Consider the following 23,371-nt stretch of genomic DNA (forward strand, 5'->3'; position numbering starts at 1 on the left):
GGCTTTGCCTATAACCCCAACAACCAAAGTTACGGAGACACAGTCATGACCGGAGAACTGTCCCCCATCGACAAGGCCAAGTTTGTTGCCGCCAAACGGGCCGCCGACATGGTCGAGGATGGCATGCGTGTTGGGCTGGGCACCGGATCCACCGCGGCCTGGCTGGTGCGTTGCCTGGGCGAAATGGTGCGAGACGAGGGGCTCAAGATCAAAGGGATCCCCACCTCCACCCGCACGGCTGAGCTGGCGCGCGAGGTGGGCATTGATGTGATCTCGCTGGACGAGGCCAAATGGCTGGACATGACCATCGATGGCGCGGATGAATTTGATGGCGATATGAACCTGATCAAGGGCGGCGGCGGCGCGCTGTTGCAGGAAAAGATTGTCGCCACCGCCTCCGATCAGATGGTGGTGATTGCCGATGTGGGCAAAGAGGTGGAAACCCTGGGTCACTTCCCCCTGCCGGTCGAGGTGATCCCATTTGGCTGGCAAACCACCCATGCACTGATCGAGGAAACACTGATTTCCATGGATGTTCTGGGCCGCTCGGCCACGCTGCGGATGAATGGCGAACGTCCTTTTATTACGGACGAGGGCAACCACATTCTGGACCTGCACCTGCAACGGATCGGCAACGCCCGCCAACTGGCGCTGGTGATGAACCAGATGCCGGGTGTGGTGGAAAATGGGCTGTTCATCGATATCTGCGACACCGTGGTCATTGGCTATGGCAACGGCAAGGTCGAGGTGCGCGACATCAACGAAGGCACCATCGAACGCGACCATCTGGACTTTGTTGAAACCGACAACCTGTTCACGGATCTGGCGGACTAAGACGTGGCACGCCAAAAGGTTCAAGAATTTCACGCTACTCGGAACATTCTGGGAAAGCTGCCCTTTGCCTTGATGGCAGGGGTACCCTTGTTTGTGCTGACCCCTGTGTTGCAGCTCATGGGCATCCCCAGTTTTCTGATCGTTCTGCTGATCGGTGTTTTTGTCTACTGCCTCGTGTCCGGGAAAATCCCCCGGCGGTTTTCTATGGGTGGCCGTGTTCGCTATATCGCTGAAACCGACCTGATCGCCAAGGTCGACCGAAAAGGGCTCGACCTCCTGTCTGCCTCAGGAACCTTGGAAACCATCAAATGGAAACAGGTCCGCGCTATCGAGATCCCGGCTTTGGTTGGGAACACGGGCAAGGCCTTTGTGAATTTCCAGAACGCCCAGAGCCAAAAGGAAAGCCAGGAGCTGCCGCTGCGGTTTATGGATCAAGAGGCAACCGCTGAGTTTATCGAGGCGCTGAGACGTCACTGGCCGGATATTGACGCACCATGGCAAGAGCAACTTTGATTTAGAGAATTTTAGAGAGGCAAATTGTGCAAAATTCAGAAGCTGAGCTTGTTCAGTCTAACCGATGGCCCAAGGCGGCACTAAGAATTTATACTTGGTTTTTTATGCTGTGTTTTGGCCTTTATTTGTTGTTGGATTTTGTTCTGGGACTGTACGAATTCAAAACTGTGTATCTCAGTTTGAATACGTTGATTTTCATCTGGGTCCTTCATTACAGCAGCTACCGAGACGAAGTTCCCAAATTCACTTCGATTTCAGGGCAGGGACTAAAGTCGAATGCACGGGGATGGGAGGGGCAGGTTCTGGCTTGGGATGATATCGAGGCCATCAAGCGTAGCTACAAAATCCTGCCATTTGCCCGTAGCAAGGCCAAGGTATTGTTTCGAGGTGACCAAGACCGTCTGACCACGTTGAGCTTTCACGTTGAAAACGAAAACAAGCTGGAAACCGAGCAGTTTCAAACCGTGCTGAACCACTATTGGTCTGATTGGCGAAGACCATAAAACGCCCTCTCACGAACTAACCCAAGGCTGGGAGAGCTCTTAAGCCGTTTCGGTATTGCCAAGTCTCGAGCCTTGGATCGTATGGGGTGCTTCCATTCTAGTGATTTTCTCGGTGGAACACCGGGCAGCACCCACCTCGGCCGAGCGCTGTCCTTATTTTTTTTGAGACTTAGTCCGAGACGAGCAGAGTTTGCGTCGCCAGAATGTTTTTCGCGTCAATTGATGACACCAGAACCTCTGCCTGCGTAACAAGTTCTTGGAATTGTGGGTTCTGTAAATCGATACTTTCAATCTCTTCAATCTGCACCCCTGCAATGCCGTCCGGATCGGCAAGATCGACCAGCAGGAACCGCGTGTCCTTTTCGAAAAGAGCCTGATGCTGATGTCGAAGTAAAACCAACCCCGCACAGATGTCATCGAAAGTGTCGGGGAGGTTCACATGATCAATGAACAGGAACTTGTGAAAGACATCATTCAGACTGGCGGTATCTGGTGCCGCTTGTGCGAGATCAATCACCCAAATCGCTGGGGAGGCCGTCGCCAATATGATCTCATCCGCCCAGTGCGACAGATCCTGGGGTCGCCAAAACCCGCTTTCGATCATGGCATACAGGGCAGCGATCAACTCGCCCTTTGTGCTGGGGCGGCAAAATGGCTGGGTCATGTATCAAGGCTTACGGGTTGACGAGGTGACTATCTGCCTGCACCATAACAACATATTTTCAATTACTTTAGCCCGGACCATACATGACCACGCCTCCCTCCGCCAAACTCTTTGAAACCAAAACGAAGGCGCTGATCGAGATCGGTGGTGGTTTGCTCTGCATGGCCTTGAGTTCTTGGTATATCTATATGGATGCTTTTGACCGACTTCAGTTCCATATTGTCCTCATCGTTTGGGCGTGGTTCTTGATGTTAAAAGGTATCGACGGGTTTCTTCGCGGTATTGGAAGCCTATTGAGGCGCCGGAGCCTTTCGGAGATTTCGCCCAATGGGCTAAATGGGACGCCTTGGCACGACATCCGTTATTTGGACACTATTGAATTTGACGGCACGGCGCGGAAAAAAGGGTTCATATCCTTAAGCAACAGAAACCGATCCGATATCGGCTTCCGGTTTGCCACGCCAGACCGCGAAAGCACCCGCGTTTTTCAGCAAGCGCTTGGCCACTATTGGCCGGACTGGCAGCAAACCTGGAAACAGCAGCTTGCCAATCGCGCCGATTGAGCCGGGATACGAATGGCGCATTACACCTTTGCGTCATCCCCTGCTGCAATAGGTTGAATTCGTCCCATTAGACCCCACCTGCGAGGCTGGTAATTGCGCCCTCCCTGTGGGATAGATCGCGCAAGATATAAGGAAGGCGACGCGAATGAGCTTTGACTACGATCTTTTTGTTATCGGCGGTGGATCCGGCGGTGTGCGTGCGGCGCGGGTTGCCGCAGGCGACAACGGTGCCAAAGTGGCACTGGCCGAAGAAGACCGCTATGGTGGCACCTGTGTGATCCGTGGCTGCGTGCCCAAAAAGCTGATGGTCTTTGCCTCTGAGTATTCCGGTATGGTGGAGGACGCCCAGGCCTATGGTTGGGACATCCAGCCCGGTGCCTTTGACTGGCCCACTTTCAAGGGCAAGCTGCATGCCGAGCTGGACCGGCTCGAAGGGATCTACCGCAATATCCTGAAAAACAATGGCGTTGAAAGTTTTGATGCCCGTGCCAAGCTGGTGGACACCCACACGGTTGAGCTGTCGGATGGCACCCGCAAAACCGCCAAGCACATCCTGATCGCCACCGGCGGTCGCCCGATTGTGCCGGACTTCCCCGGTTCCGAGCTGGCGGTAACCTCGAACGATATGTTCCTGTTGGACAAAATGCCCGAGAGCCTGCTGATCGTGGGTGGTGGCTATATCGCCTCTGAGTTTGCGGGCATCATGAATGGCCTCGGCGTGAAAACCACTCAGTTCTATCGCGGCCCGCAGATCCTGCGCGGGTTCGACGAAGAGGCCCGCAACGTAGTGGCCGAGGGCATGATCGAGGCTGGCGTTGATCTGCAGACCAACACCAATGTGGTTGAGATGCGCCAAGAGGGCGACCAGATCCGGGTGATCGACACCCATGGCAACGAGCAGCTGTTTGACAAGGTGATGTACGCCACTGGTCGCGCGCCAAACGCTGATAACCTAGGCCTCGAAGAGCTGGGTATTGAACGTGGCCGCAAGGGCGAGATTGTCGTTGATGATTACAGCCAGACCGGGGTGCCGTCGGTTTATGCCATTGGCGATGTGACCGACCGGGTCAACCTGACGCCGGTCGCGATCCGCGAAGGCATGGCCTTTGTCGAAACTGTGTTCAAAGCCAATCCAACAAAACCAGATCACGAGCTGATCCCCACGGCGATCTTTACCCAACCCGAAATGGGCACGGTGGGGCTCAGCGAAGAAGAAGCGCGTGAGCTCGAAGAGATCGAAGTTTACGCAACCAGCTTCAAACCGATGCAACAGGCCTTTGCAGGCCGCGCACAACGTGTTTTGATGAAACTGGTGGTTAGCAAGGCCAGCCGCAAGGTTCTGGGCTGTCACATTGTGGCACCGGGGGCGGGTGAAATGATCCAGCTGGCTGGCATCGCGGTCAAGATGGGCGCGACCAAAGAAGATTTCGACCGGACCGTGGCGGTACACCCGACCATGTCCGAAGAATTGGTAACACTGAAAACACCTGTGCGCAGCGCTTGAATTTTTGCGGCCAAGGTCTCAGTTTAGCACAAATGCCGCATTTTGCGGTAAGTAAGGGATAGGAACATATGTCGGGCAATAGTGGTGGCCCCTGGGGGGGCGGAGGCTCTTCCGGTGGCGGAGGCAACCGGGGAAATAACGGTGGTGGCAACAACGGTGGCGGTAAAGGCCCCGATGATGACGGTCCACAGATCCCCGAGATCGACGAGCTGATGAAAAAAGGCCAGGAACAACTGCGTGTGCTGATGGGCGGACGTGGCGGCGGCGGCCAGGGCGGTGGTAATCGTCAAGGTGGCGGTGGCAATGGGCCGCTGTTCACCACCGGCACTGCAATTATCGGTTTGGGTGCTGCTGCTATCCTTTGGGGCATGGCCAGCTTTTACACCGTGAAACCAGAAGAACAGTCGATTGAATTGTTCCTTGGTGAATATTCGGCCACTGGCGAACCAGGCTTGAACTTTGCCCCTTGGCCACTGGTCACCGCCGAGGTGATCCAAGTAAAAGTGGAGCAAACCGAGACAATTGGTGCGGGCGCACGCGGCAACGATGCCGGTCTGATGCTGACCGGAGATGAGAACATCATCGATATCGATTTCCAGGTTGTTTGGAACATCAACGATCCGGCCAATTACCTGTTTAATCTGCGTGATCCACAGCAGACCATTCAGGCGGTGTCTGAATCGGCGATGCGCGAGATTATCGCGCAGTCGGAACTTGCGCCGATTCTCAACCGGGACCGGGGAATCATCTCGGACCGTCTGCAAGAGCTGATCCAGTCGACACTTGATAGTTACGACAGTGGCGTCAACATCGTCCGGGTTAACTTTGACCAGGCCGATCCGCCTGAGCCCGTCAAAGATGCTTTCCGCGCCGTTCAGTCGGCTGGTCAGGAACGCGACCGGTTGGAAAAACAGGCTGATGCCTATGCCAACCAGGTTCTGGCTGGAGCGCGTGGTCAGTCTGCGCAAACACTGGAAGAAGCCGAAGCTTACCGTGCCCAAGTGGTCAACGAAGCCCAGGGTGAAGCCAGCCGTTTTGCTGCGGTTCTAGAAGAATACAGCAAGGCGCCAGACGTGACACGCAAGCGTTTGTATCTGGAAACCATGGAAGAGGTTCTGAGCCGGGTCGACAAGGTGATCCTGGATGAAACCTCGGGTGGTAATGGTCAGGGCGTCGTGCCTTATCTGCCGCTGAACGAATTGCGCCGGACGGAGGGCAACTAATGCGGAAAACTACATTTCTCTTGCCCTTGTTGGTGCTGGCCGTTGTTGCAGGCCTGTCGGCGATATTCATCGTAGACGAGCGCGAAAAAGCGCTGGTTCTGCAATTTGGTCGTGTGGTTTCGGTGAAAGAAGAGCCAGGACTGGCCTTCAAGATCCCACTGATCCAGGAAGTTGTCACCTATGACGACCGTATCCTGAGCCGCGAAGTTGGCCCGTTGGAGATCACTCCGCTGGATGACCGTCGTCTGGTGGTTGATGCCTTTGCACGCTATCGCATCGCCGATGTTCGTCAGTTCCGCCAAGCAGTGGGTGCAGGTGGTATTGCAGTGGCAGAAAACCGTCTGGATTCCATTCTTCGTGCTGAAACACGTGAGGTTCTGGGTTCGGTTAGCTCAAACGACATTCTGTCGTCGGATCGTGCGACCTTGATGCTGCGGATCCGCAATAGCGCCATCACTCAAGCTCGCTCTCTGGGCCTGGAAGTGATCGACGTGAGATTGAAGCGGACCGATCTGCCAACTGCCAACCTTCAGGCGACTTTTGACCGGATGCGGGCCGAACGTGAGCGGGAAGCTGCAGACGAAATCGCCCGTGGTAAAGAAGCTGCGCAGCGAGTTCGTGCGCAAGCGGATCGTACTAAGGTCGAACTGGTCTCCGAGGCTGAACGTGAAGCCGAGATCATTCGCGGTGAATCGGACGCCCGACGCAACGCGATCTTTGCCGAGGCTTACGGTAAGGATGTTGAGTTCTTTGAATTCTATCGGACTTTGGCCGCCTATCGTGCGTCGATGCTCGAAGGCAATTCGTCGATGGTGCTGTCACCTGACTCTGAGTTCTTCAACTATCTGAAGTCCTCGACCGGGGCAGCAGCCAACTGATGGCGATGATCTTTCTGGCCTTCGGGCTGGTGTTATTAGTAGAGGGGCTGGCCTATGTGCTGGCCCCTTCGCTTGTGGAGCGGTTGCTGGAGATGATGCGGCAACTGCCAATGTCCGAACGGCGCCAGGTTGGGGCCTTGTCTGTGGTTCTGGGACTTATTCTGTTGTGGATTGCTCATCAGTTTGGTGTTTGAGCTCTGATTTTAGCCGGAAAACTCTGCTGGATCCGCCTGCTGGGCGGATTTTAGCGCATCCAAGGGCCGGAATGCCCGGCCAGCGCTGAAAGTTTCCTCACTTCAACTTGAAACCTTGCAACATTTATTGCGGCAAGCGCGGAAGTGACTACATTGTCATCTATGCCTCCTTGGGACCTGTAAGGACCCGCGCCCTAACGGGGAGGAGGAAGAGAACAATGACAAGGAGTAGTTCCGTGCAGCCTCAGGCAAAAGCAATTTCAATCAGCCAAGATGGATTGGTCGCGGGTCCCCGGCTGATGTGGCTGGCGTTGGTCACCACCGTGATGGTTCTGGCTCAGGCCTTGATGGCTCAGGCGCGTCCCGAGAGCCTTGCACCGCTGGCTGAGAAAATCAGCCCTGCGGTGGTGAATATCACAACGACCACAGTGATCGAGGGCCGTACAGGTCCACAGGGCGTGGTTCCCGAAGGGTCGCCGTTTGAAGAGTTTTTCCGCGAGTTTCAGGACCGCAATGGCGGGGACGACAATGGCAACGGCAACGGTGGCAGCGAACACCGCCCGCCACGCCGGTCGTCGGCTTTGGGGTCGGGGTTTGTGATTTCGGAAGACGGTTACATCGTCACCAACAACCACGTGATTGCTGATGCAGACGAGATCGAAATCGAATTTTTCCCGGGTGATGGTCAGCCTGCAGAACTGCTGCCTGCCAAATTGATTGGCACCGACGAGAAAACCGACATCGCATTGCTGAAGGTTGAAGCGGAGATGCCGCTGAGTTTTGTCAACTTTGGTGACAGCGATACCGCCCGCGTTGGCGATTGGGTCGTGGCCATGGGCAACCCACTGGGGCAGGGGTTCTCAGTTTCGGCAGGTATCGTATCAGCGCGTAACCGCGAGCTGAGCGGCTCTTATGACGACTACATCCAGACCGATGCGGCGATTAACCGGGGCAACTCGGGGGGGCCGCTGTTCAACATGGACGGTGACGTGATTGGTGTGAACACAGCAATCCTGTCGCCCAACGGCGGATCGATTGGCATTGGCTTCTCAATGGCATCTAACGTTGTCACCAAGGTGGTCGACCAGTTGAAAGAATTCGGCGAAACCCGTCGCGGCTGGCTGGGTGTGCGTATCCAGGATGTCGATGAAGACTTGGCCGAAGCCATGGGGCTAGCCAGTGCCTCGGGTGCTCTGATTACCGATGTGCCTGACGGCCCGGCTAAGGAAGCGGGAATATTGGCAGGCGACGTGATCCTGACCTTTGATGGTGTGGATGTCGAAGACACTCGCGCGCTGGTACGCCAGGTTGGCGCCACCGAGGTCGGCAAGGCTGTGCGTGTTGTAGTACACCGCGAAGGTGGCACTGAAACTTTGCTGGTCACTCTGGGGCGGCGTGAAGACGCCGAACGGGCTGCCGGATTGACGCCCCCAACAGAGGATGAGGCGCCGGTCACCGCCGAGAAAGAAATATTGGGGCTGACCATCGGTACGCTGACCGACGAAATGCGCGCCGAACTGAATGCGCCCGAGGGCCAGGAAGGCTTGGTGATCCTGTCGGTGGATGAAGCCTCGGAGGCCTGGGAAAAAGGCCTACGCAGCGGCGATATCATTACCGAAGCAGGGCAGCAAAAAGTCGCGTCCATCAGCGATTTCGAAGATCGCATTACCCAGGCTCAGGAAGCCGGTCGCAAGTCTCTGTTGTTGCTGGTGCGCCGCAATGGCCAGCCTCGGTTTGTGGCGCTGAACCTAGGTAAGTAAGCCACGACTATTTTAGAGTAAAAGGGGCCGGGTATCATGCTCGGCCCCTTTTTGTTGCGCAAATTCACGAGAGCGGGCCGACTGCGAATTGCGCCGTAGACGATCCGAAGTAGACCGCTAACTTTTGACCAGCTGTAATGAAGGAAAGACCGTTTATGACAGTTCCTAAACCACCCTATCAGGGTGCCTGCCTTTGTGGATCCGTGCAGATCCGTGTGACAGCTTCTCCGCTCCTGACTTTGGCCTGCCATTGTCGTGATTGTCAGAAACTTTGCGCAAGTGCTTTTTCACTGACCACAATGTTTCCAGCCGATAGTTTTTCCTGCACCGGAGAACTGATCAAAGGTGGCCGAGGCACGACTGGGCGCAGGCATTACTTTTGCAAATCATGCCTGAATTTCGTGTATTCGCAAATTGGTGAAACAGGTCAGCGGATCAATCTTCGAACTTCAGTCCTTAGCGAAGCCGGGGCTTTTGAACCCTTTGCTGAGATTATGACAGAGCAGAAAATGCCATGGGTAAATGTGCCCGCCGCTCACAGTTTTGCCCGCTTTCCAGAAACTATGGAGGAGCTACAGGTGTTGATGGATGAGTATTCCAAGCGGTGAAGGGCTTTGCTGAGAGGTGTCCGGAATATACCTGTGTGGGCAATATTGCTGGTCACAAGCCTGCGCACCAATTATTTCATCATGGCAGAAAACTGGCGACGATTTTTCAAAGTGATGTATACTAAGAGGACACCAGGGAATTACCAAGATTTGAGTATTTTCCCGACCCAATCGGGAATGGTTGCGTGGTTGAGAAACTCAGCTCCTGCCCGTGTTGTGAACAGGAAAGAACCTTCATGTACGTCGGGCCCATTTACTGCGTGGATGACATAAGCGAGGTATGCCCATGGTGCATTGCCGACGGTTCAGCCGCAGCAAAGTGGACTGCAAGCTTTAACGACCTCTACAATATACCTCGAGATGTGCCTCAAAATGTTATCGCGACTATCGATGCACGAACGCCTGGATACTCAACTTGGCAAGGCTATAGATGGTTGTTCTCAGATAAAGACGCTCTCATTTTTGTCGGTGAGGTGACTGGATCAATTATTTGCAAACAAAACGAAACTGGTAAAATTGCAGCCTGCCGAAAAGCTCAGGTTGAATGGAATTTCCCCGATGACTTTGATCTGTGTAACGTTGTCGTAGGTGGCCAGCCGGCCATTTATCTATTCCAAGATAAGAACACTGAAGAATACTGGGCTTACGCGGACATGACCTAAGCAATGTGGAGGATCAGACGTTTTCGGCACGGTGAATTTAATCCACTCTGGGCTATTTGTCGGCCTTAACAGGTCTCCAACATGTGTATTACACGACATCAAAACCTAAAGAGCCATGTGCGCTGGGCACATGGCTCTTGTTTGGACGGACGCGCCGATGGGATGGAACAATCACGGCGCTACCAATTCCCATCATGGGCCAAACCCGGCAGGAGATCTGTGATCTAGTTCACACCAACACTGTTTTTTGGTTTCATTTCTGCGTTTAAGGCGGCGATGGGGGCTAGATGAATTCGGGCTCGGCCAAGCCTTGCAGGACTGGACGGTCAAGGATCACCACGCCGCCACGCGAGATTTCAATTACACCGCCACGTTTCCAGGCTGCCAGTGTTTTTGACACGGCTTCACGGGTGGCACCGATAAACTCGGCCAGCTCAGATTGCGACAGTGCCAGTTTTCCATCCCCGGTTTCCGAGGTCAGATGCAGTAGCTTACGAGCCAGCCGGACCGGCATCGCCAGGAAAACCTGTTCGTTATATTGATTGCCCATCCAGCGCATGCGCTGGCCGGCCAGTCGCAGCAGGTCTCCGGCCAGTTCTGGTTGGCGCAGGATCTGGGCCAGCACATCGCGATTGCGAAGTCGCAACACCCGGCTTGGTTCAATGGCTGTGGCGGTGGCGGTGCGCTCACCTGGGTCAAACAGGGCAATTTCTCCAAAGACCGAACCACTGCGCATGATATCGAGCGAAAGTTTTCGCCCCGCAGCCGAGAGAATCGAAAATTCCAGTGCCCCACTGGTGATGGCAAACAGCGCATCTCCGGCATCGCCTTGCTCAAACAGCACGTCGCCAGGGTCCAGGCGAATTTCACTGGCCTGGCTTTCCAGCATTTGTTTCAGGCCCGAGGAGCTCCCTTTGAGAAAACCTGTTTGCGGCAGGGTGTCGCTTGGCATTGTTAGGTCTCCGGTAGACTGCTGAATTGGCGTGTCATTTTGTGATGGCCACAAGGCCCAATTGGCGGGCGGCGGCGAGGGACAGGATGCTACTATCAAGTCCCAGTGGTTTTTGATAGCGGCGCACGGCGGCAAGTGTCGGGCGGTCGAGCTGGCCAGTGATTGGCCCGCGATAGAGGTCCCGCGCGGACAGGGCACGCTGTACGGAGGAAACCAATTCAAGTGTCAGCTCTTCGGTACACAGCACCTCGTACCAGGTTTCGCGGCGCGGGCGGACGATGTCCTGGCGGGTTTCGGTCTTAAACACTGCGGGGCGGGTTACTGTACCATCTGACAGCACCTCGGCCGGTTGCAACATCACCTGATGGGTGACGGTTTCGATGATAGCAGGGGTGGTCTGCTTACCCCAACAACTGTCTGGTGGCGCCCCCGGAGGCGCATTCTGTCCCGCGCGGGTGACCACACCCAGATCGCCCCCGGTCGGGGTGCAGGCGCTTAGGGTACCTAGCAGCAGCGCAGCTAGGAAAAGGGGGCGTGTCAAAGTCATGCTCGAAAGCCTCTGGTGGCAGTGATGCCGGGCAGTTTGGCGCAGAATAACCTAGTTCCGGCGGTGGCGCAAAGGGGCGTCGTGTGAAGAGGGGCGGATGCAGCACCGCGACTGTTGAAAAACGGCGACAAATGGCGGTCTGATCCAGTGGCGTTGCAAATGGGTCTGGTGTTGCAGGGGGGGCTTGGCTACACAGACCGTCGAGTACCGAAAGGGGAAGACCTGATTATGGCAAAGATTACTTATGTCGAGCATAACGGCACTGAACACACCATCGACGTGGCCAATGGGCTAACGGTGATGGAAGGTGCGCGCGACAATAACATCCCGGGCATCGAAGCAGACTGTGGCGGCGCCTGTGCCTGCTCTACCTGCCACGTCTATGTGGACCCTGCCTGGGTAGAAAAAGTCCCGGCCAAGGACGACATGGAAGAAGACATGCTGGACTTTGCCTTTGAGCCCGATCCAGCGCGGTCACGCCTGACCTGCCAGATCAAGGTCACCGATGCACTGGACGGCCTGGTTGTGCAGATGCCGGAAAAACAGATCTGATGTTTGCCTCGGGTCCAATGGCGCGGCGTCTGATGCCCCGCCCTTGGCTCGGTTCCTTCCGCCGCGCGCTGCAGCTGTTGTGTTTGTGGCTTGGTGGGATATGCGTTGCCGGGGCGGTGCAAGCCGCGCCGCCGGATGTTATTGTTGGGGCCGAGTTCATTGAGCCCACCACCCGCTATGACCATGCCATATTAGGCGATGATGTAGAGTGGGGCGCCCTGCGGCTAGAGGTCGACGCGTGCTGGCAATGCGAGAGCAGTCAGACCTATAGGCTGATCATCCGCCTGCCGGAAAATCACGTATTCGAAGACCTGGAACCGCGTATCATCGAAGGTGACGATGGTCCGACGCTGGTGATGGTGGTGGAAACCAGCCTGACACAGGGCGCGCGGTTGTCGCTGTATGACGAGGCTGGGCTTTACGCCGCAACGCCATTCATTGGCCGCCCACATCGTTGGCTGGCCCCCATCGGCTCGGCGGATCTTGATGGAGATGGCTGGCCCGAGGTGGCGTATATCGATCGGCCTCATTTGGCCAAGACATTGCGGATCTGGAGCTTGCGGGATGGCAAACTGGTTGAAGTTGCCAGCAAGGCTGGGCTGACCAATCACCGCATCGGCGAGGATTTCATTACCTCGGGTATTCGCGACTGTGGGGATGGTCCTGAGGTGGTGACGGTTGATGCCACATGGTCTCGGATCATGACGTCGGGGCTGGAAGGTGGAGAGATCAAAAGCCGGGATATTGGGGCGTTTGAAGGGCGCGCGAGTATGGACCGGGCGTTGGAGTGCCGGTGAGGAGGACCCGCTGATGCTTTGGTCACTCGTCTTCGGTAGTCAGTATCTCTAAGCAACGGGTTTCCATAACAAGATCCGCTTGAAGCTCGGAATCATCGAAAGGCTTGCTTATCAGTTCTCGACACATTTCCAGCTCTCGGTTCATCCTCACCAAATTTCGATATTCTTGATAGCGCTTTGCATCATTCCAGTTTCCAAATACAAGGAATGAATAAAAAATCTCATCGGCTATTCTTGCAACTCCCCATTCGATGCTTGACTCGGAATATCCATATTCACTTGAAATATCCCCTAGGCACCGGAACTTGCTCATGTCCTTTATTTCAAATGGATGGAAAAGCCATACACTCAACGCAAACCGCGAAAGCAGGCGTTGTGACCTATACCCACATTGGTACCCGAGTTTTACTACAGCACTGAGGTAGCCTGTCGAGAACCGTTTGAATAATCCCGGAGCGGTAAAGCCCAATTCGGTGTCAGCATACTCAAAGACACCAGTGAGGCAGTCTTTCAGTTAAGCTTCTTCGCCTGATGTTAACTGAAACTTCCCAAATTCGTGTCTTTTGAAAAATTCAGCAAAATCTTCTTTATTTCCACAGGAAAGGAGAAGTGTCGGTAGGATCTGTTCTGAGACGACCTCAAATTTCAAAATATTAGATAGATCGAAGTCATTTGAATGCTGGTCAATATTTCGAATACGAGTTCGAAGCTCTTCCACATCAACAATCGTATCCTCGATAGACTTTATTGGCGTAGCTATTGTGAAAGAGGTTTTGGGGTCTGCAGAGATTTCAGATGAAACCAGTAGACAGGAAAAAAGTGCAAAAATGTATTTCTGCATGCTTTGTCGAAATCCGTATTAGGGTAAATCGTTAGTTTGAAAGGCATTAATTGATCAAATAGGTTGACCTTGCACATACTGCCTCTCGTTCGCCTTGCGCACAAGCCTTTTGAATATGTTGCGAATGAACTGTCTATGCCCTACGCCGCGCAGCGGCGCTGGGCCCAACGGGAGACGGCATCGATAGATGCCAGCCAACTGACGGGAGGACCTGGGGTTGCGGGGTAACCCATGGGTTACCTGGGAGGCTGTGCCCTTGGTGTTGGAATGCAAAGAGCACAGGAACCCATAGTTAAACACATTTGGATTGCTAAGGTGTCAAGGCAGCGTTCGCCTGATCGCGCAATGGGCAACGCTGGCCTCTCAACAAAGTTTCTGGGTCAGGCAGCCACGTGTTCAGCAACACCTCGCCGTTAGATTTTGTCTACCGGAGGTCGGACCAATTGATACCAGCCCACGAGATGTCCGGTTGTGTTCTTGCAGCTTTTCCCGGACTGTTTGTGAAACCGTTTTTGAAAGCAATTTTGATGTTACGCAAGATCTTGTTGGGCCTGGTATGGATCGCTGCCTTGTTCGCTGTTGTCGGGTTCTTGGGGCCGTTGCACCGGGCTGCCGACAGTTTTTCAATTGGAAGGCCTGTTTTTGGCCTTGCCTGCCTTTTGGGAATAGCTCTTGGCAGGTCGCTTTGGGACAGGACGGTTTTTGCAGCAATTGCGGCTTTGGCATTGATCAGCACTGCGATCTCATTTCTGCCGCAGCGCCCGGGCGGAGACATTCGCGTGTACTCCAAAAACCTCTGGTTTGCGACTGCGCAGGTTCAGTCTGTGGTCGCTGATATTGAGGCCGCAGATGTGGATGTTGTGATGTTGCAAGAAGTGTCGAGCAAGAACAGGTCCATCCTTGCGCTGCTGGAACCAAGCTTTCCTCATCAGCATTTATGCAAGTTTTCAGGCCAGATCGGGATTGCTGTGATTTCGCGTCATCCGTTTGCGGGGGAGCCTGTGTGTTCTCGCCAACGGGCGATTGCGGCAGCACCTGTCAATTTAGATGGTCAAAAGGTCTGGGTCGTGTCGGCGCATCTTCCGTGGCCTTGGCCGCACAACAGTGTTGAGAATGAATTGGCCGCCTCTGATGTCTTATCCGTGCTGGAGGGGCCTGTGGTCATTGCAGGGGATTTCAACAACGTTCCGTGGTCTGACCGGGTGAAGTCAATTGCGGCGATGACCAATTCGCAATTAGCGGGGCCGACTTGGCCGGCGTTTTATTTGCGAGGCATTCCACTGCCGATCGATTTCGTGTTGGCTCCGGGAGGTGGGGCGATGGAGTTGCGACCGTTATTAGGATCACGTCATGCAGGTGTGGTTGCAAACTTGAAGTTTTAATGACGGTCAAGCCAACGTCCGAAAATCTGTTCAGTCTTGTGCTACGAATGTTTATGCAGGGGGGTAGCGTACGGTCGAAGAGGGGCTGCCTGTGTGAGATGTCGACATCTTTAACCTGATCCGCCCGGTTTTCTGAACTTGCTCAGTGAGCCGAGCCACGCATAGCTGACCCAAACGTCAAGTATTTCTGACCCAGGCCATCCATCCAGCACGCCAGTGCAAACACTGCACATCACATTCTGAAGCAACCTTCCCCAATTGGCTTGCCGTTTGAGGTCAAGCCGAAACGCTCTAGAATTTGCCGCCTATGCCGAGACCAAAGAAAAACTGTAGCTTGCCCTTCTCGATGCTTTTCCAAGGGTCGACGCCTATGAATATCGGGATGTTCAGTTCCACTTTGTCTTTGGTCAAGACTTGGACTTTGACTTCCTTGTAGAGTGCGGCACCCTTTGGTTTCGGTAATTTTAACGGCTTTTCAGGATTAACGACCGTGGCCTTTTTTGCTTTTTCCAAATCATCACGGAAGCCGTCTAATTTCAATTTTTGGGCTTTGGCGGGATCCTTCTTGATCACTGCCTCGGCCTTCTTTTTCTCCTTTTCCGCACTTTTCTTTACGACGGTTTGAAGGTTTTTGGTGAGATCCTTGCCGAGTTTTCCAATCTCGGCACAAATCGTCTCCTCAACAATTTTTTCGGTGAATTTCGCGCGCGGTAGCGACTTCGCGCTCTTCTCAATTTTTTTTGATGCCTCTTTACAGGCTGCTTCGAGATGTTTTGTCCATGGCAAAGCAATGATTGTCGGCAGCAGGGTAGGTATGACAGCAGCGGGCAGCATGGGTTGGCCTTCCCTGTGAGAACGCTTTGAATGCGACTAATGTAGCACAAAACGCGGCTCTGAGGAACGGCAAACGAATGATTGAATTGTCCGGCCAGGCCATCATCGAGCTCCGCAGAGGCGGTCTCAATTCACATTGAGGATTGGTGAGTTTCCACTGAAGCTGTCATTCGTTTTTCATGCAGCATTTACCACTTGGGTTCAAATCTGACATTTGAGGCGTCGCTGCAAATGTCTGGGTTGACGCAAAGGTCAAATCATCTGATGCCCAATAGCCCGGCCTTACGGCCGAGCGATTTTCGTGTCGACCAACCGCTTATTTCAGCGCGCGCCAGCCGATGTCTCGGCGCATAAAGCCTCCGGGCCAATCGATGGCATCGGCGGCGGCATAGGCGCGGTCGCGGGCCTCTTGCAGGCTGTCACCGCGGGCAGTCACGTTTAGCACCCGGCCACCGGTGGCGAGCACCTTGCCGTCTTGCGCCTTGGTGCCTGCGTGGAACACCATGTTGTGGCCATCTTCGGTCAGGGCGTCCAGCCCCTTGATCTCGGAGCCTTTATCGTATGATCCCGGATAGCCCTTGGCGGCCATGACAACGGTGATGGCGTGGTCATCGGCCCAGTTCACCTGAGCCTGATCCAACCGGCCCTCGGACGCGGCGTGCATCAGGTCCATCGTCTGCGCGCCAAGGCGCATCATCAGCACCTGACATTCGGGATCACCAAAGCGCACGTTGTATTCCACCAGACGCGGCTGGCCGTCTTTTATCATCAGACCAGCGTACAGGATGCCCTGATAAGGCGTGCCACGGCGGGCCATTTCTTCCATGGTGGGTTTGATGATTTCAGCCATTGCCTTGGCCTCGATCTCGGCGCTGAGCACTGGGGCAGGGGAATAGGCCCCCATGCCACCGGTGTTCAGCCCGGTGTCGCCGTCGCCGACGCGCTTGTGATCCTGCGCGGATCCCATCGACAGAACATTGGTGCCGTCAACCAAGACGAACAACGAGGCTTCCTCGCCTTCCATGAATTCTTCGATCACCACCTCGGCGCCGGCCTCGCCAAAGGCACCGCCGAACATATCGTCGATGGCGTCCAGCGCGGTGGCTTCGTCAAAGGCCATGATCACGCCCTTGCCAGCGGCCAGACCGTCAGCCTTGACCACGATGGGCGCGCCTTGCTGGCGGATGTAGTCCTTGGCAGCGTCTGCGTCGGTGAAATGGCCGTACCCTGCGGTTGGTGCATCGACGGCGGCGCAGATTTCCTTGGTAAAGGCTTTGGAGGCCTCCAGCTTGGCGGCTGCCTCGGAGGGGCCAAACACCAGCAGGCCCGCATCGCGCAGGCGGTCGGATACCCCTGCGGCTAGCGGGGCCTCGGGGCCGACGATGACAAAGTTGATGGCGTTTTCTTCGGCAAAGGTGACAACCGCGCCACCGTGATTGATGTCGAGATCAGCGCAGGTGGCGATCTGCGCGATGCCCGCATTGCCGGGGGCGACGATCAGCCGGTCACATTTGGGGTTCTGCATCACCGCCCAGGCCAACGCATGTTCGCGCCCACCGCTGCCGAGGATAAGGATATTCATCGTGCTCTCCAAATGCTAAGCTTTGCGCGCGGTCTAGAGGCTGACGACGAAACAGGCAAGAGTAGCATTATTTTATGGCGCATTTAAGCAAGCCCGACTTATGGGCGAAAATTGAGGCTTATGAGTTCCCTGAGTTTGAAGGGGGTTTGAAATTCAGGAATCTGGTTGGCAAAGAAACTGGGTTTTCGGTTGGCAAGACACAACAGGCAATTTTTGAATACCGAAGATTTGTATACATTTCACAGGTTAGCCAAGATGCTGTTGTCCCGTCAAAAGAGGTGGATGCTGTCTGGCACGTCCATTTGACGCTGACCCGAGACTATTGGCAGGGTTTTTTGATGGAGTGCTAGGCAACAAGCTGCACCACACGCCAGAAGGTGGATCTGTTCAGGAGAACAAAGGTTATGCCCAGACATTAGAGCTATACCAACGTGAATTTGGTGAGCCTGCGCCAAAGGAAATATGGCCGGGACAACGGAACGTGGCTGCTAGTCGGGCTTGGCTTCTGGGTGCTTTGGGTGCTGTAGTCCTGTCTTGGCTTTCAGGTGAACCAGAACTGCTTTTTTTCGCCCTTGTTTTCGGCATTTTCTCTGTGACGCATTTGTTTACTTCAAAGAATAAGTCAGACGGCGGAAGTTGTAGTAACGGCAGCAGCTGTTCCAGCTGCGGCGGTGACTGAGCTTTCCGGGATTGGCCTTGGCAAAGGCTGCCTCTATGGTGGCTCGACAAATAGACCTCACCTAACCAACCGAGCCGAGTACCAGCCCCGTGTCAGACCTGTTTGACGACCCGACACCGGGTCAGAATACCCCCGAATTCACCGTCTCGGAACTCTCCGGCGAGGTAAAGCGCACGCTTGAGGGCACGTTTGGCCGGATCCGGGTGCGCGGCGAGGTAGGCCGGGTGTTCACTGCGCGCTCGGGCCATTTGTATTACGACGTCAAAGATGATCGCTCGGTTCTGGCCTGCACCACCTGGAAAGGTCAGGTGTCAAAACTCGCGGTTGTGCCCGAGGAAGGGCTGGAGGTGATCGTCACCGGCCGCTTGACCGCCTTTGGTGCGCAGTCGAAATACAACATGAATGTCGAAGAGGTTGCGGTTGCCGGGCAGGGCGCACTGATGGCGCTGCTGGAGAAACGCAAGAAGCAGCTGGAGGCCGAAGGGTTGTTTGCAGTTGAGCGCAAAAAGTCGCTGCCCTACCTGCCGCGCTTCATTGGCGTGGTGACCTCGCCATCCGGCGCGGTGATCCGCGATATTCTGCACCGGCTGCGCGATCGTTTCCCGCGCAAGGTTCTGGTCTGGCCCGTCGCGGTGCAGGGTAAAAACTGTGCGGCTGAGGTCGCCAATGCCATCAACGGGTTCAACGCATTCACTCCCGGCGGTGCCTTACCGCGTCCGGACCTGATTATTGTTGCCCGTGGTGGCGGCTCGGTCGAGGACCTGTGGGGGTTTAACGAGGAAATCGTTGCCCGTGCGGTCGCAGCCTCACAAATCCCGTTGATCTCGGCGGTGGGGCACGAGACTGATACGACGCTGATTGATTTTGTCTCGGACCAGCGCGCGCCAACGCCAACGGCGGCCGCAGAACTGGCGGTGCCGGTGCGGTTGGAGCTGCTGAGCTGGACAAACGACCAAGGCGCGCGGATGTCGCGCGCCGCAGGGCAGGGCATCCAGCAGCGTCGCCAACGGCTGCAAGACTTGGGCCGCGCTTTGCCGCGCCCGGAAACCCTGCTTGAGTCCTCGCGCCAGCGGTTGGATCATATTAGCGACCAACTGCCCAATGCGCTGATCCGTGGGGTGCAGAACCGCCGGGTTGCACTCAGCCAGAAATCGGCCGGTTTGCGCCCGCAAGCGCTGCAGCAATTGGTGGCCCGACGGCGGGATAAGCTGATCAGCCTGTCGTCACAACTGAACCTGCGCAGCACGTCACAGAAACTAGCGTTGCAAAAGGAGCGGTTAGAGCATCTGGGTAAGCAGTTGGACAGCGCCCATCGGCAGCGGGTGGAGAAAACCCGCCAGCAGTTGGACAGTACCGGGCGGCAGTTGGAAATCCTTAGCTATCGCGCCACGCTGGAGCGCGGCTATGCAGTGGTGCACAGTGGCAAGGATCTGGTCACTTCGACCGCCCAAGCCAAGAAAGCCGCAGCGCTGACCGTCGAGTTTGCTGATGGTTCGGTTGATCTGGGCAAAGCCAGAGCCTAAATCCCCAAGGGGTTCTTTTTGCTGACAATACTCAAATCCCGGCGCAGGCCTTATACCCCAACGTCGGGGCCATAACACAGCATCTCTTCGTCAAGTTCCTGAACCTCAAACAGTTCGGTTGCGCGGGGATCGTTTTCGAACTGGGCGCGCAGGCCTTGTGGCTCCTGATAAAAGCTCCAGCACTGTGGCTCTATCTGACCTTCATAGACAAAACAGATCTGACTGTTATCTTCGTACCAGCGCCCCTCTTGGCAGCGCCCGTCAAGAAAGGACCACAGCACCCGCTGGTCTGACAGATACCGCTCTACGCCGTAGATAGAGCCCTCAAAACCATAATAAAGCGTGCGGCCCTGGGTGTAGCGTTCAAATTCTTCACCTGACATCGGTTCAGCGGCGGTCAACGAGCTGGGCAGCAAGAACCAGAATAACAATGGAATCATCAACATGAGGCGCATGAGCGAATTGTGCCAGATTCCACGGCTTCAGGCTATGGGTTTGCTTGGCGTCGGCGTTTGGTTGGCGCGGCGTCACCTTTGACCAAAGGAGCCTGTTGGGGCAAGCATTGGGGCCTATCCCAGAGGGCATCCTGTGTCGCCAGAGCAAGTTCTATTCGTTATCGCCGCGCTCTGCGCCATTGCCTATTTGTGGCAAACCTCCCTGTCCGAGGGCGCGCTGCGCAGCCTGACCAAAACAGCGGCTGTGGCCATGCTGGCCCTGGCGGCAGCTTGGGTTGGGGCACCTGTGTTACTGATCGTGGCGCTGGCAGCCTGCGCGCTGGGCGATTTTTGCCTGTCGCGTGAGGGTGAGCAGTTCTTTATGGGCGGCGTTGGGGCCTTTGCACTGGGGCATCTGGGTTATATCGCCTTGTATTTAGGGCTAGAGGGCAGTGATCTGGCGCGGGTGATGCAAGTGCCGCAGATCCTGTTAACGGTGGTTTTGATTTGCATTGGTGGTGTCATGGCGATGGTCCTTGCACCGCGTGCGGGTGCGCTGAAACTTCCGGTTCTATGCTATATCCCGATCATTCTGGGCATGGGGCTGGCGGCGCTGACTGTACCGGGGCAGGGCGATATGGTTTGGCTGCTGCCTGCTGCGCTGCTGTTTATCTTATCAGATCTGGTGCTGGCCTTTGAAACCTTTGTGCTGGCGGATGATCATGCGGCCCGTCGGGTCACCCCCTATGTCATCTGGGTTACCTATTGGGGCGCACAGCTCGGGTTTTTCACAACATTTACCTGAGGCGCTTTGCATGTGCCGCAAATCCGCATTAAGTGGGGAAGAAACCCTTTGCGGAGACCATGATGGCGTTTTTCTCCAAACTAAAAGACAAACTGTTCAAGTCTTCATCGAAGCTGGAGCAGGGGCTTGATGCAATTGTCGAAGAGGCGGCTGAGCCAGCCGCTCAGGCCGCCGAGCCTGCACCGGTTGAGGCCCCCGAGGCATCGGCCCCCAAGGCGGCTGAACCTGCGGCTCCGCGACCCGTTGCTGAACCTGCTCCGGCGCCGTCTTCGCCCGGATTGGTTGGGCGCCTGCTGGGCCGCAAGCCAGACGAGCCGCGCCGGGTTCTGGATGATGACATGCTGGAGCAGCTTGAAGAGCTGCTGATTACATCCGACATGGGCGTGGACACGGCGCTGCGGGTCACCGCCAATATGGCCGAAGGGCGGTTTGGCAAAAAGCTGTCGACGACCGAGATCAAGGAACTGCTGGCGGCGGAAATCACCCGCATTATGGAAAATGTTGCCAAACCGATGCCGATTTACTCCAAGCGCCCGCAGGTAGTGTTGGTGGTTGGCGTCAATGGATCCGGCAAGACCACCACCATCGGCAAGCTGGCTAGCCAGTTTAAGGCGGCGGGTAAATCTGTGGTGATTGCCGCTGGCGATACCTTCCGCGCCGCTGCTGTGGAACAGCTGCAAGTCTGGGGCGAGCGCGCTGGGGTGCCGGTACTGACCGCTCCCGAAGGCTCCGATCCAGCTTCGCTGGCTTTTGACGCCATCACCAAGGCGCAGGAAGACGGCGCAGACCTGTTGATGATCGATACCGCCGGCCGGTTGCAGAACCGGGCGGATCTGATGGAAGAGCTGGCCAAGATTGTGCGCGTTATCCGCAAAGTGGATGAGACCGCACCGCACAACACGCTGCTTGTGCTGGACGCCACCACTGGCCAGAACGCGCTGAACCAGGTTGATGTGTTTCGGAAAATTTCGGATGTTTCGGGTCTGGTCATGACCAAGCTGGACGGCACCGCGCGGGGTGGTGTTTTGGTGGCGCTGGCAGACAAATTCGGCCTGCCGATCCATGCCATCGGTGTGGGGGAGCAGATTGACGACCTGGCCCCGTTTGACCCTGAAGATTTTGCTGCGGCCCTGACCGGGATTGAGAAATGAAACTAGCACTTGTGGTTTCGGTTCTTGCTGCTGGGGCTGGCCTATTACAGGCTTCCTTGGCACGGGCTCAGGATGGTCCGATAATGGGATTTCGGCAGCATGATAGCGCCGAGGAAATTGCTGGTATCCGCGACACGTTGGTTGCAGGGTTTGGGATGAAAACACGCGCTGAATGGGGCTTTGTGACTGTGCACGCTGACCCATATATGCGTTGCTACTTTACCTCAGAACAGCATGAAGAACACCCGTCGTATGTGTGCCAAGAGCTAAAACCTCGTAAAAGCCAGACCGTGGTTTCTTATTTCTGGGGCACTGCGAGAGCGGATGATGTTTTCAAGGATAATGCTTGGGATCAGATCAAGCTCTGGGAATACGGTTTGCCAATGATAGTAAGCACCTATTCGCTTCCCAGAGAAATTGTCTACGAATGATCCTTAGTTCTGGTATTGCCGTCTGGCTAAGCCGTGAGTGAATGGCTGATCTCCCTCGAAGGCACCGAAGCGGGCCATACGGCGGCGCTGGTGCTGGCACTGATGGCTGCGGTGCTGCACGCGGTGTTTGGCGCCTTGCAAAAGGGCCGGCATGACCCTTGGCTGTCGCGTGGCGCGATTGATTTTTTCTATGGTTTGATGGCCGCGCCTTTTGCGCTGTTTGTGGTGCCTTGGCCGGAACCACATATGTGGGTGATTTTTGCCTGGGTTTGGCTGATTCATATTCTGTACAAGACCCTGCAGGCGCTGGCCTATACCAAGGGCTCATACACCGTGGTTTACCCGGTGGTGCGCGGCACCGGGCCGCTGTTTACGGTGATTGGCGCCTATTTTCTGTTTGGTGAGAGCTTTACCCTGATCCAGTGGGGCGGTGTGATGGTGCTGTTGATGGGGATCTTTGGCCTGGCCGCCTATAACCTGCGCTATCTTGAAACCAACCGCGACACGCTGGTGATTGCCCTGACGTTGGCTGGGATCACGGGACTGTTTGTGGCGCTGTACACCACGTATGATGCATATGGGATCCGGGCGACGGCGGATCCGTTCACCTTTTTGGCCTGGTTCTTCATGATCGACGGCGCGGCGCTGCCGGTGTTTGCGTTTCTGCGTTGGCGCAATATGGCGGATCGGCCCACTGTTGGCCCGCTGATGTTGCGCGGCTTCTTTGGCGGCTTGGTGGCGTTTATGTCCTTTGGTGCGGTGATGTTGGCGACGCGTTTGGACAAGGTCGGCGAGGCGGCAGTGCTGCGGGAAACCTCAACCGTGTTTGCGGCGTTGATCGGTTGGCTGGTGCTTAAGGAAACGGTGGGACCGCGCCGCATTGCCTTGATGGCTTTGATCGCGCTGGGTGCCGTGATAGTGGAGATGGGCGGATAGGCTCAAGACAGGAAGACAG

Annotated in this window: 27 protein-coding genes and 1 pseudogene; 20 read left to right on the forward strand and 8 right to left on the reverse strand. The window is 55.7% G+C overall.

Translation table 11 applies throughout. The features are described from left to right. Positions 1-45: 45 nt before the first annotated feature. The 3 genes from rpiA to AC2T28_RS16325 are packed head-to-tail and all read left to right on the forward strand — an operon-like array spanning position 46 to position 1,850. Positions 46-834 carry a ribose-5-phosphate isomerase RpiA gene (gene rpiA / locus AC2T28_RS16315; RefSeq protein WP_486749692.1) on the forward strand — a complete coding sequence of 263 codons (789 nt, stop codon included), beginning with the start codon at positions 46-48 and terminating at the stop codon, positions 832-834. 3 nt (positions 835-837) lie between these two features. After that, positions 838-1,347, forward strand: a complete 510-nt coding sequence (locus AC2T28_RS16320) for a hypothetical protein (protein WP_486749693.1) — start codon at positions 838-840, stop codon at positions 1,345-1,347. Positions 1,348-1,373: 26 nt separating this feature from the next. Continuing rightward, positions 1,374-1,850, forward strand: coding sequence for a hypothetical protein (locus AC2T28_RS16325; RefSeq protein ID WP_486749694.1), 477 nt, complete (start codon positions 1,374-1,376; stop codon positions 1,848-1,850). 169 nt (positions 1,851-2,019) lie between these two features. On the opposite strand, the gene AC2T28_RS16330 is transcribed toward AC2T28_RS16325, so the two are convergent. Next, positions 2,020-2,514, reverse strand: a complete 495-nt coding sequence (locus AC2T28_RS16330) for a hypothetical protein (RefSeq protein WP_486749695.1) — start codon at positions 2,512-2,514, stop codon at positions 2,020-2,022. Positions 2,515-2,597: 83 nt separating this feature from the next. Between AC2T28_RS16330 and AC2T28_RS16335 the strand changes: the two genes are divergently transcribed. From AC2T28_RS16335 to AC2T28_RS16370, 8 genes and pseudogenes are all read left to right on the forward strand, one after another. Next, complete coding sequence (locus AC2T28_RS16335; protein WP_486749696.1) at positions 2,598-3,077, forward strand: hypothetical protein; 480 nt, start codon at positions 2,598-2,600, stop codon at positions 3,075-3,077. Positions 3,078-3,222: 145 nt separating this feature from the next. Beyond that, complete coding sequence (gene gor / locus AC2T28_RS16340) at positions 3,223-4,581, forward strand: glutathione-disulfide reductase (protein ID WP_486749697.1); 1,359 nt, start codon at positions 3,223-3,225, stop codon at positions 4,579-4,581. 68 nt (positions 4,582-4,649) lie between these two features. After that, positions 4,650-5,804: an FtsH protease activity modulator HflK gene (hflK, locus tag AC2T28_RS16345; protein WP_486749698.1), complete on the forward strand. Its 1,155-nt coding sequence runs from the start codon at positions 4,650-4,652 to the stop codon at positions 5,802-5,804. Beyond that, the gene (gene hflC, locus AC2T28_RS16350) at positions 5,804-6,682 is read left to right on the forward strand and encodes a protease modulator HflC (protein WP_486749699.1); all 879 of its coding nucleotides are present in this window, start codon (positions 5,804-5,806) and stop codon (positions 6,680-6,682) included. Before hflK ends, hflC begins: the two co-directional genes overlap by 1 nt. Next, positions 6,682-6,876 (forward strand): DUF2065 domain-containing protein, encoded by a 195-nt coding sequence (locus tag AC2T28_RS16355; RefSeq protein WP_486749700.1) that lies wholly within the window; start codon positions 6,682-6,684, stop codon positions 6,874-6,876. The genes hflC and AC2T28_RS16355 overlap by 1 nt, the downstream gene beginning before the upstream one ends. Positions 6,877-7,094: 218 nt before the next feature. Beyond that, on the forward strand, positions 7,095-8,636 hold the full coding sequence (locus tag AC2T28_RS16360; protein ID WP_486749701.1) for a Do family serine endopeptidase: 1,542 nt from the start codon (positions 7,095-7,097) through the stop codon (positions 8,634-8,636). Positions 8,637-8,791: 155 nt separating this feature from the next. Beyond that, a complete protein-coding gene (locus AC2T28_RS16365; RefSeq protein ID WP_486749702.1) occupies positions 8,792-9,244 on the forward strand; it encodes a GFA family protein in 453 nt (150 codons plus the stop codon). A 152-nt stretch (positions 9,245-9,396) separates the two neighbouring features. Next, positions 9,397-9,906: pseudogene (locus AC2T28_RS16370) on the forward strand (CbrC family protein); the annotation flags it as partial. 283 nt (positions 9,907-10,189) lie between these two features. Here AC2T28_RS16370 and AC2T28_RS16375 read toward each other — a convergent pair. Together AC2T28_RS16375 and AC2T28_RS16380 are read right to left on the reverse strand one after the other, a co-directional pair. Beyond that, positions 10,190-10,858: a Crp/Fnr family transcriptional regulator gene (locus AC2T28_RS16375; RefSeq protein ID WP_486749703.1), complete on the reverse strand. Its 669-nt coding sequence runs from the start codon at positions 10,856-10,858 to the stop codon at positions 10,190-10,192. 34 nt (positions 10,859-10,892) lie between these two features. After that, positions 10,893-11,405, reverse strand: a complete 513-nt coding sequence (locus AC2T28_RS16380; protein WP_486749704.1) for a peptidoglycan-binding domain-containing protein — start codon at positions 11,403-11,405, stop codon at positions 10,893-10,895. Positions 11,406-11,633: 228 nt separating this feature from the next. On the opposite strand from AC2T28_RS16380, the gene AC2T28_RS16385 reads away from it, so the two are divergent. Further along, complete coding sequence (locus tag AC2T28_RS16385) at positions 11,634-11,957, forward strand: 2Fe-2S iron-sulfur cluster-binding protein (protein ID WP_486749705.1); 324 nt, start codon at positions 11,634-11,636, stop codon at positions 11,955-11,957. A gap of 17 nt (positions 11,958-11,974) precedes the next feature. Then, positions 11,975-12,754: a VCBS repeat-containing protein gene (locus AC2T28_RS16390; protein WP_486749706.1), complete on the forward strand. Its 780-nt coding sequence runs from the start codon at positions 11,975-11,977 to the stop codon at positions 12,752-12,754. Between the two features lie 22 nt (positions 12,755-12,776). On the opposite strand, the gene AC2T28_RS16395 is transcribed toward AC2T28_RS16390, so the two are convergent. Further along, the gene (locus tag AC2T28_RS16395; protein WP_486749707.1) at positions 12,777-13,067 is read right to left on the reverse strand and encodes a hypothetical protein; all 291 of its coding nucleotides are present in this window, start codon (positions 13,065-13,067) and stop codon (positions 12,777-12,779) included. Positions 13,068-13,268: 201 nt separating this feature from the next. Continuing rightward, on the reverse strand, positions 13,269-13,595 hold the full coding sequence (locus AC2T28_RS16400; RefSeq protein ID WP_486749708.1) for a hypothetical protein: 327 nt from the start codon (positions 13,593-13,595) through the stop codon (positions 13,269-13,271). Positions 13,596-13,987: 392 nt separating this feature from the next. Here AC2T28_RS16400 and AC2T28_RS16405 point away from each other — a divergent pair, with 392 nt between their 5' ends. Continuing rightward, positions 13,988-14,977 carry an endonuclease/exonuclease/phosphatase family protein gene (locus AC2T28_RS16405; protein ID WP_486749709.1) on the forward strand — a complete coding sequence of 330 codons (990 nt, stop codon included), beginning with the start codon at positions 13,988-13,990 and terminating at the stop codon, positions 14,975-14,977. Between the two features lie 291 nt (positions 14,978-15,268). On the opposite strand, the gene AC2T28_RS16410 is transcribed toward AC2T28_RS16405, so the two are convergent. Both AC2T28_RS16410 and purD read right to left on the reverse strand, forming a co-directional pair. Further along, positions 15,269-15,811: a hypothetical protein gene (locus AC2T28_RS16410; RefSeq protein ID WP_486749710.1), complete on the reverse strand. Its 543-nt coding sequence runs from the start codon at positions 15,809-15,811 to the stop codon at positions 15,269-15,271. Between the two features lie 316 nt (positions 15,812-16,127). Further along, entirely contained in the window at positions 16,128-17,393 is a 1,266-nt protein-coding gene (gene purD, locus AC2T28_RS16415; RefSeq protein ID WP_486749711.1) for a phosphoribosylamine--glycine ligase, read from the reverse strand. A 322-nt stretch (positions 17,394-17,715) separates the two neighbouring features. Here purD and AC2T28_RS16420 point away from each other — a divergent pair, with 322 nt between their 5' ends. Both AC2T28_RS16420 and xseA read left to right on the forward strand, forming a co-directional pair. After that, positions 17,716-18,072: a hypothetical protein gene (locus AC2T28_RS16420; protein ID WP_486749712.1), complete on the forward strand. Its 357-nt coding sequence runs from the start codon at positions 17,716-17,718 to the stop codon at positions 18,070-18,072. Between the two features lie 89 nt (positions 18,073-18,161). Beyond that, positions 18,162-19,595 (forward strand): exodeoxyribonuclease VII large subunit, encoded by a 1,434-nt coding sequence (gene xseA / locus AC2T28_RS16425; protein ID WP_486749713.1) that lies wholly within the window; start codon positions 18,162-18,164, stop codon positions 19,593-19,595. A gap of 50 nt (positions 19,596-19,645) precedes the next feature. On the opposite strand, the gene AC2T28_RS16430 is transcribed toward xseA, so the two are convergent. Further along, positions 19,646-20,041, reverse strand: a complete 396-nt coding sequence (locus tag AC2T28_RS16430) for a hypothetical protein (protein WP_486749714.1) — start codon at positions 20,039-20,041, stop codon at positions 19,646-19,648. A gap of 142 nt (positions 20,042-20,183) precedes the next feature. Here AC2T28_RS16430 and AC2T28_RS16435 point away from each other — a divergent pair, with 142 nt between their 5' ends. The 4 genes from AC2T28_RS16435 to AC2T28_RS16450 all read left to right on the forward strand — a co-directional run bounded on the left by AC2T28_RS16435 (position 20,184) and on the right by AC2T28_RS16450 (position 23,352). Next, a complete protein-coding gene (locus tag AC2T28_RS16435; protein WP_486749715.1) occupies positions 20,184-20,834 on the forward strand; it encodes a lysoplasmalogenase in 651 nt (216 codons plus the stop codon). Between the two features lie 62 nt (positions 20,835-20,896). Beyond that, positions 20,897-21,985, forward strand: coding sequence for a signal recognition particle-docking protein FtsY (gene ftsY, locus AC2T28_RS16440; protein ID WP_486749716.1), 1,089 nt, complete (start codon positions 20,897-20,899; stop codon positions 21,983-21,985). Then, complete coding sequence (locus AC2T28_RS16445; protein WP_486749717.1) at positions 21,982-22,416, forward strand: hypothetical protein; 435 nt, start codon at positions 21,982-21,984, stop codon at positions 22,414-22,416. Before ftsY ends, AC2T28_RS16445 begins: the two co-directional genes overlap by 4 nt. Before the next feature lie 33 nt (positions 22,417-22,449). Continuing rightward, complete coding sequence (locus AC2T28_RS16450) at positions 22,450-23,352, forward strand: EamA family transporter (protein WP_486749718.1); 903 nt, start codon at positions 22,450-22,452, stop codon at positions 23,350-23,352. Positions 23,353-23,371: the final 19 nt, after the last annotated feature.

The organism is Parasedimentitalea nitratireducens, assembly GCF_057444295.1.

What these genes read in the sequence shown, in the direction of transcription:
- rpiA (WP_486749692.1), top strand. Translation starts at nt 46, where the DNA reads ATGACCGGAGAACTGTCCCCCATCGACAAGGCCAAGTTTGTTGCCGCC.
- AC2T28_RS16330 (WP_486749695.1), bottom strand. Translation starts at nt 2,514, where the DNA reads ATGACCCAGCCATTTTGCCGCCCCAGCACAAAGGGCGAGTTGATCGCT.
- AC2T28_RS16335 (WP_486749696.1), top strand. Translation starts at nt 2,598, where the DNA reads ATGACCACGCCTCCCTCCGCCAAACTCTTTGAAACCAAAACGAAGGCG.
- gor (WP_486749697.1), top strand. Translation starts at nt 3,223, where the DNA reads ATGAGCTTTGACTACGATCTTTTTGTTATCGGCGGTGGATCCGGCGGT.
- hflK (WP_486749698.1), top strand. Translation starts at nt 4,650, where the DNA reads ATGTCGGGCAATAGTGGTGGCCCCTGGGGGGGCGGAGGCTCTTCCGGT.
- hflC (WP_486749699.1), top strand. Translation starts at nt 5,804, where the DNA reads ATGCGGAAAACTACATTTCTCTTGCCCTTGTTGGTGCTGGCCGTTGTT.
- AC2T28_RS16355 (WP_486749700.1), top strand. Translation starts at nt 6,682, where the DNA reads ATGGCGATGATCTTTCTGGCCTTCGGGCTGGTGTTATTAGTAGAGGGG.
- AC2T28_RS16360 (WP_486749701.1), top strand. Translation starts at nt 7,095, where the DNA reads ATGACAAGGAGTAGTTCCGTGCAGCCTCAGGCAAAAGCAATTTCAATC.
- AC2T28_RS16365 (WP_486749702.1), top strand. Translation starts at nt 8,792, where the DNA reads ATGACAGTTCCTAAACCACCCTATCAGGGTGCCTGCCTTTGTGGATCC.
- AC2T28_RS16375 (WP_486749703.1), bottom strand. Translation starts at nt 10,858, where the DNA reads ATGCCAAGCGACACCCTGCCGCAAACAGGTTTTCTCAAAGGGAGCTCC.
- AC2T28_RS16380 (WP_486749704.1), bottom strand. Translation starts at nt 11,405, where the DNA reads ATGACTTTGACACGCCCCCTTTTCCTAGCTGCGCTGCTGCTAGGTACC.
- AC2T28_RS16385 (WP_486749705.1), top strand. Translation starts at nt 11,634, where the DNA reads ATGGCAAAGATTACTTATGTCGAGCATAACGGCACTGAACACACCATC.
- AC2T28_RS16390 (WP_486749706.1), top strand. Translation starts at nt 11,975, where the DNA reads ATGGCGCGGCGTCTGATGCCCCGCCCTTGGCTCGGTTCCTTCCGCCGC.
- AC2T28_RS16395 (WP_486749707.1), bottom strand. Translation starts at nt 13,067, where the DNA reads ATGAGCAAGTTCCGGTGCCTAGGGGATATTTCAAGTGAATATGGATAT.
- AC2T28_RS16400 (WP_486749708.1), bottom strand. Translation starts at nt 13,595, where the DNA reads ATGCAGAAATACATTTTTGCACTTTTTTCCTGTCTACTGGTTTCATCT.
- AC2T28_RS16410 (WP_486749710.1), bottom strand. Translation starts at nt 15,811, where the DNA reads ATGCTGCCCGCTGCTGTCATACCTACCCTGCTGCCGACAATCATTGCT.
- purD (WP_486749711.1), bottom strand. Translation starts at nt 17,393, where the DNA reads ATGAATATCCTTATCCTCGGCAGCGGTGGGCGCGAACATGCGTTGGCC.
- AC2T28_RS16430 (WP_486749714.1), bottom strand. Translation starts at nt 20,041, where the DNA reads ATGTTGATGATTCCATTGTTATTCTGGTTCTTGCTGCCCAGCTCGTTG.
- ftsY (WP_486749716.1), top strand. Translation starts at nt 20,897, where the DNA reads ATGGCGTTTTTCTCCAAACTAAAAGACAAACTGTTCAAGTCTTCATCG.
- AC2T28_RS16445 (WP_486749717.1), top strand. Translation starts at nt 21,982, where the DNA reads ATGAAACTAGCACTTGTGGTTTCGGTTCTTGCTGCTGGGGCTGGCCTA.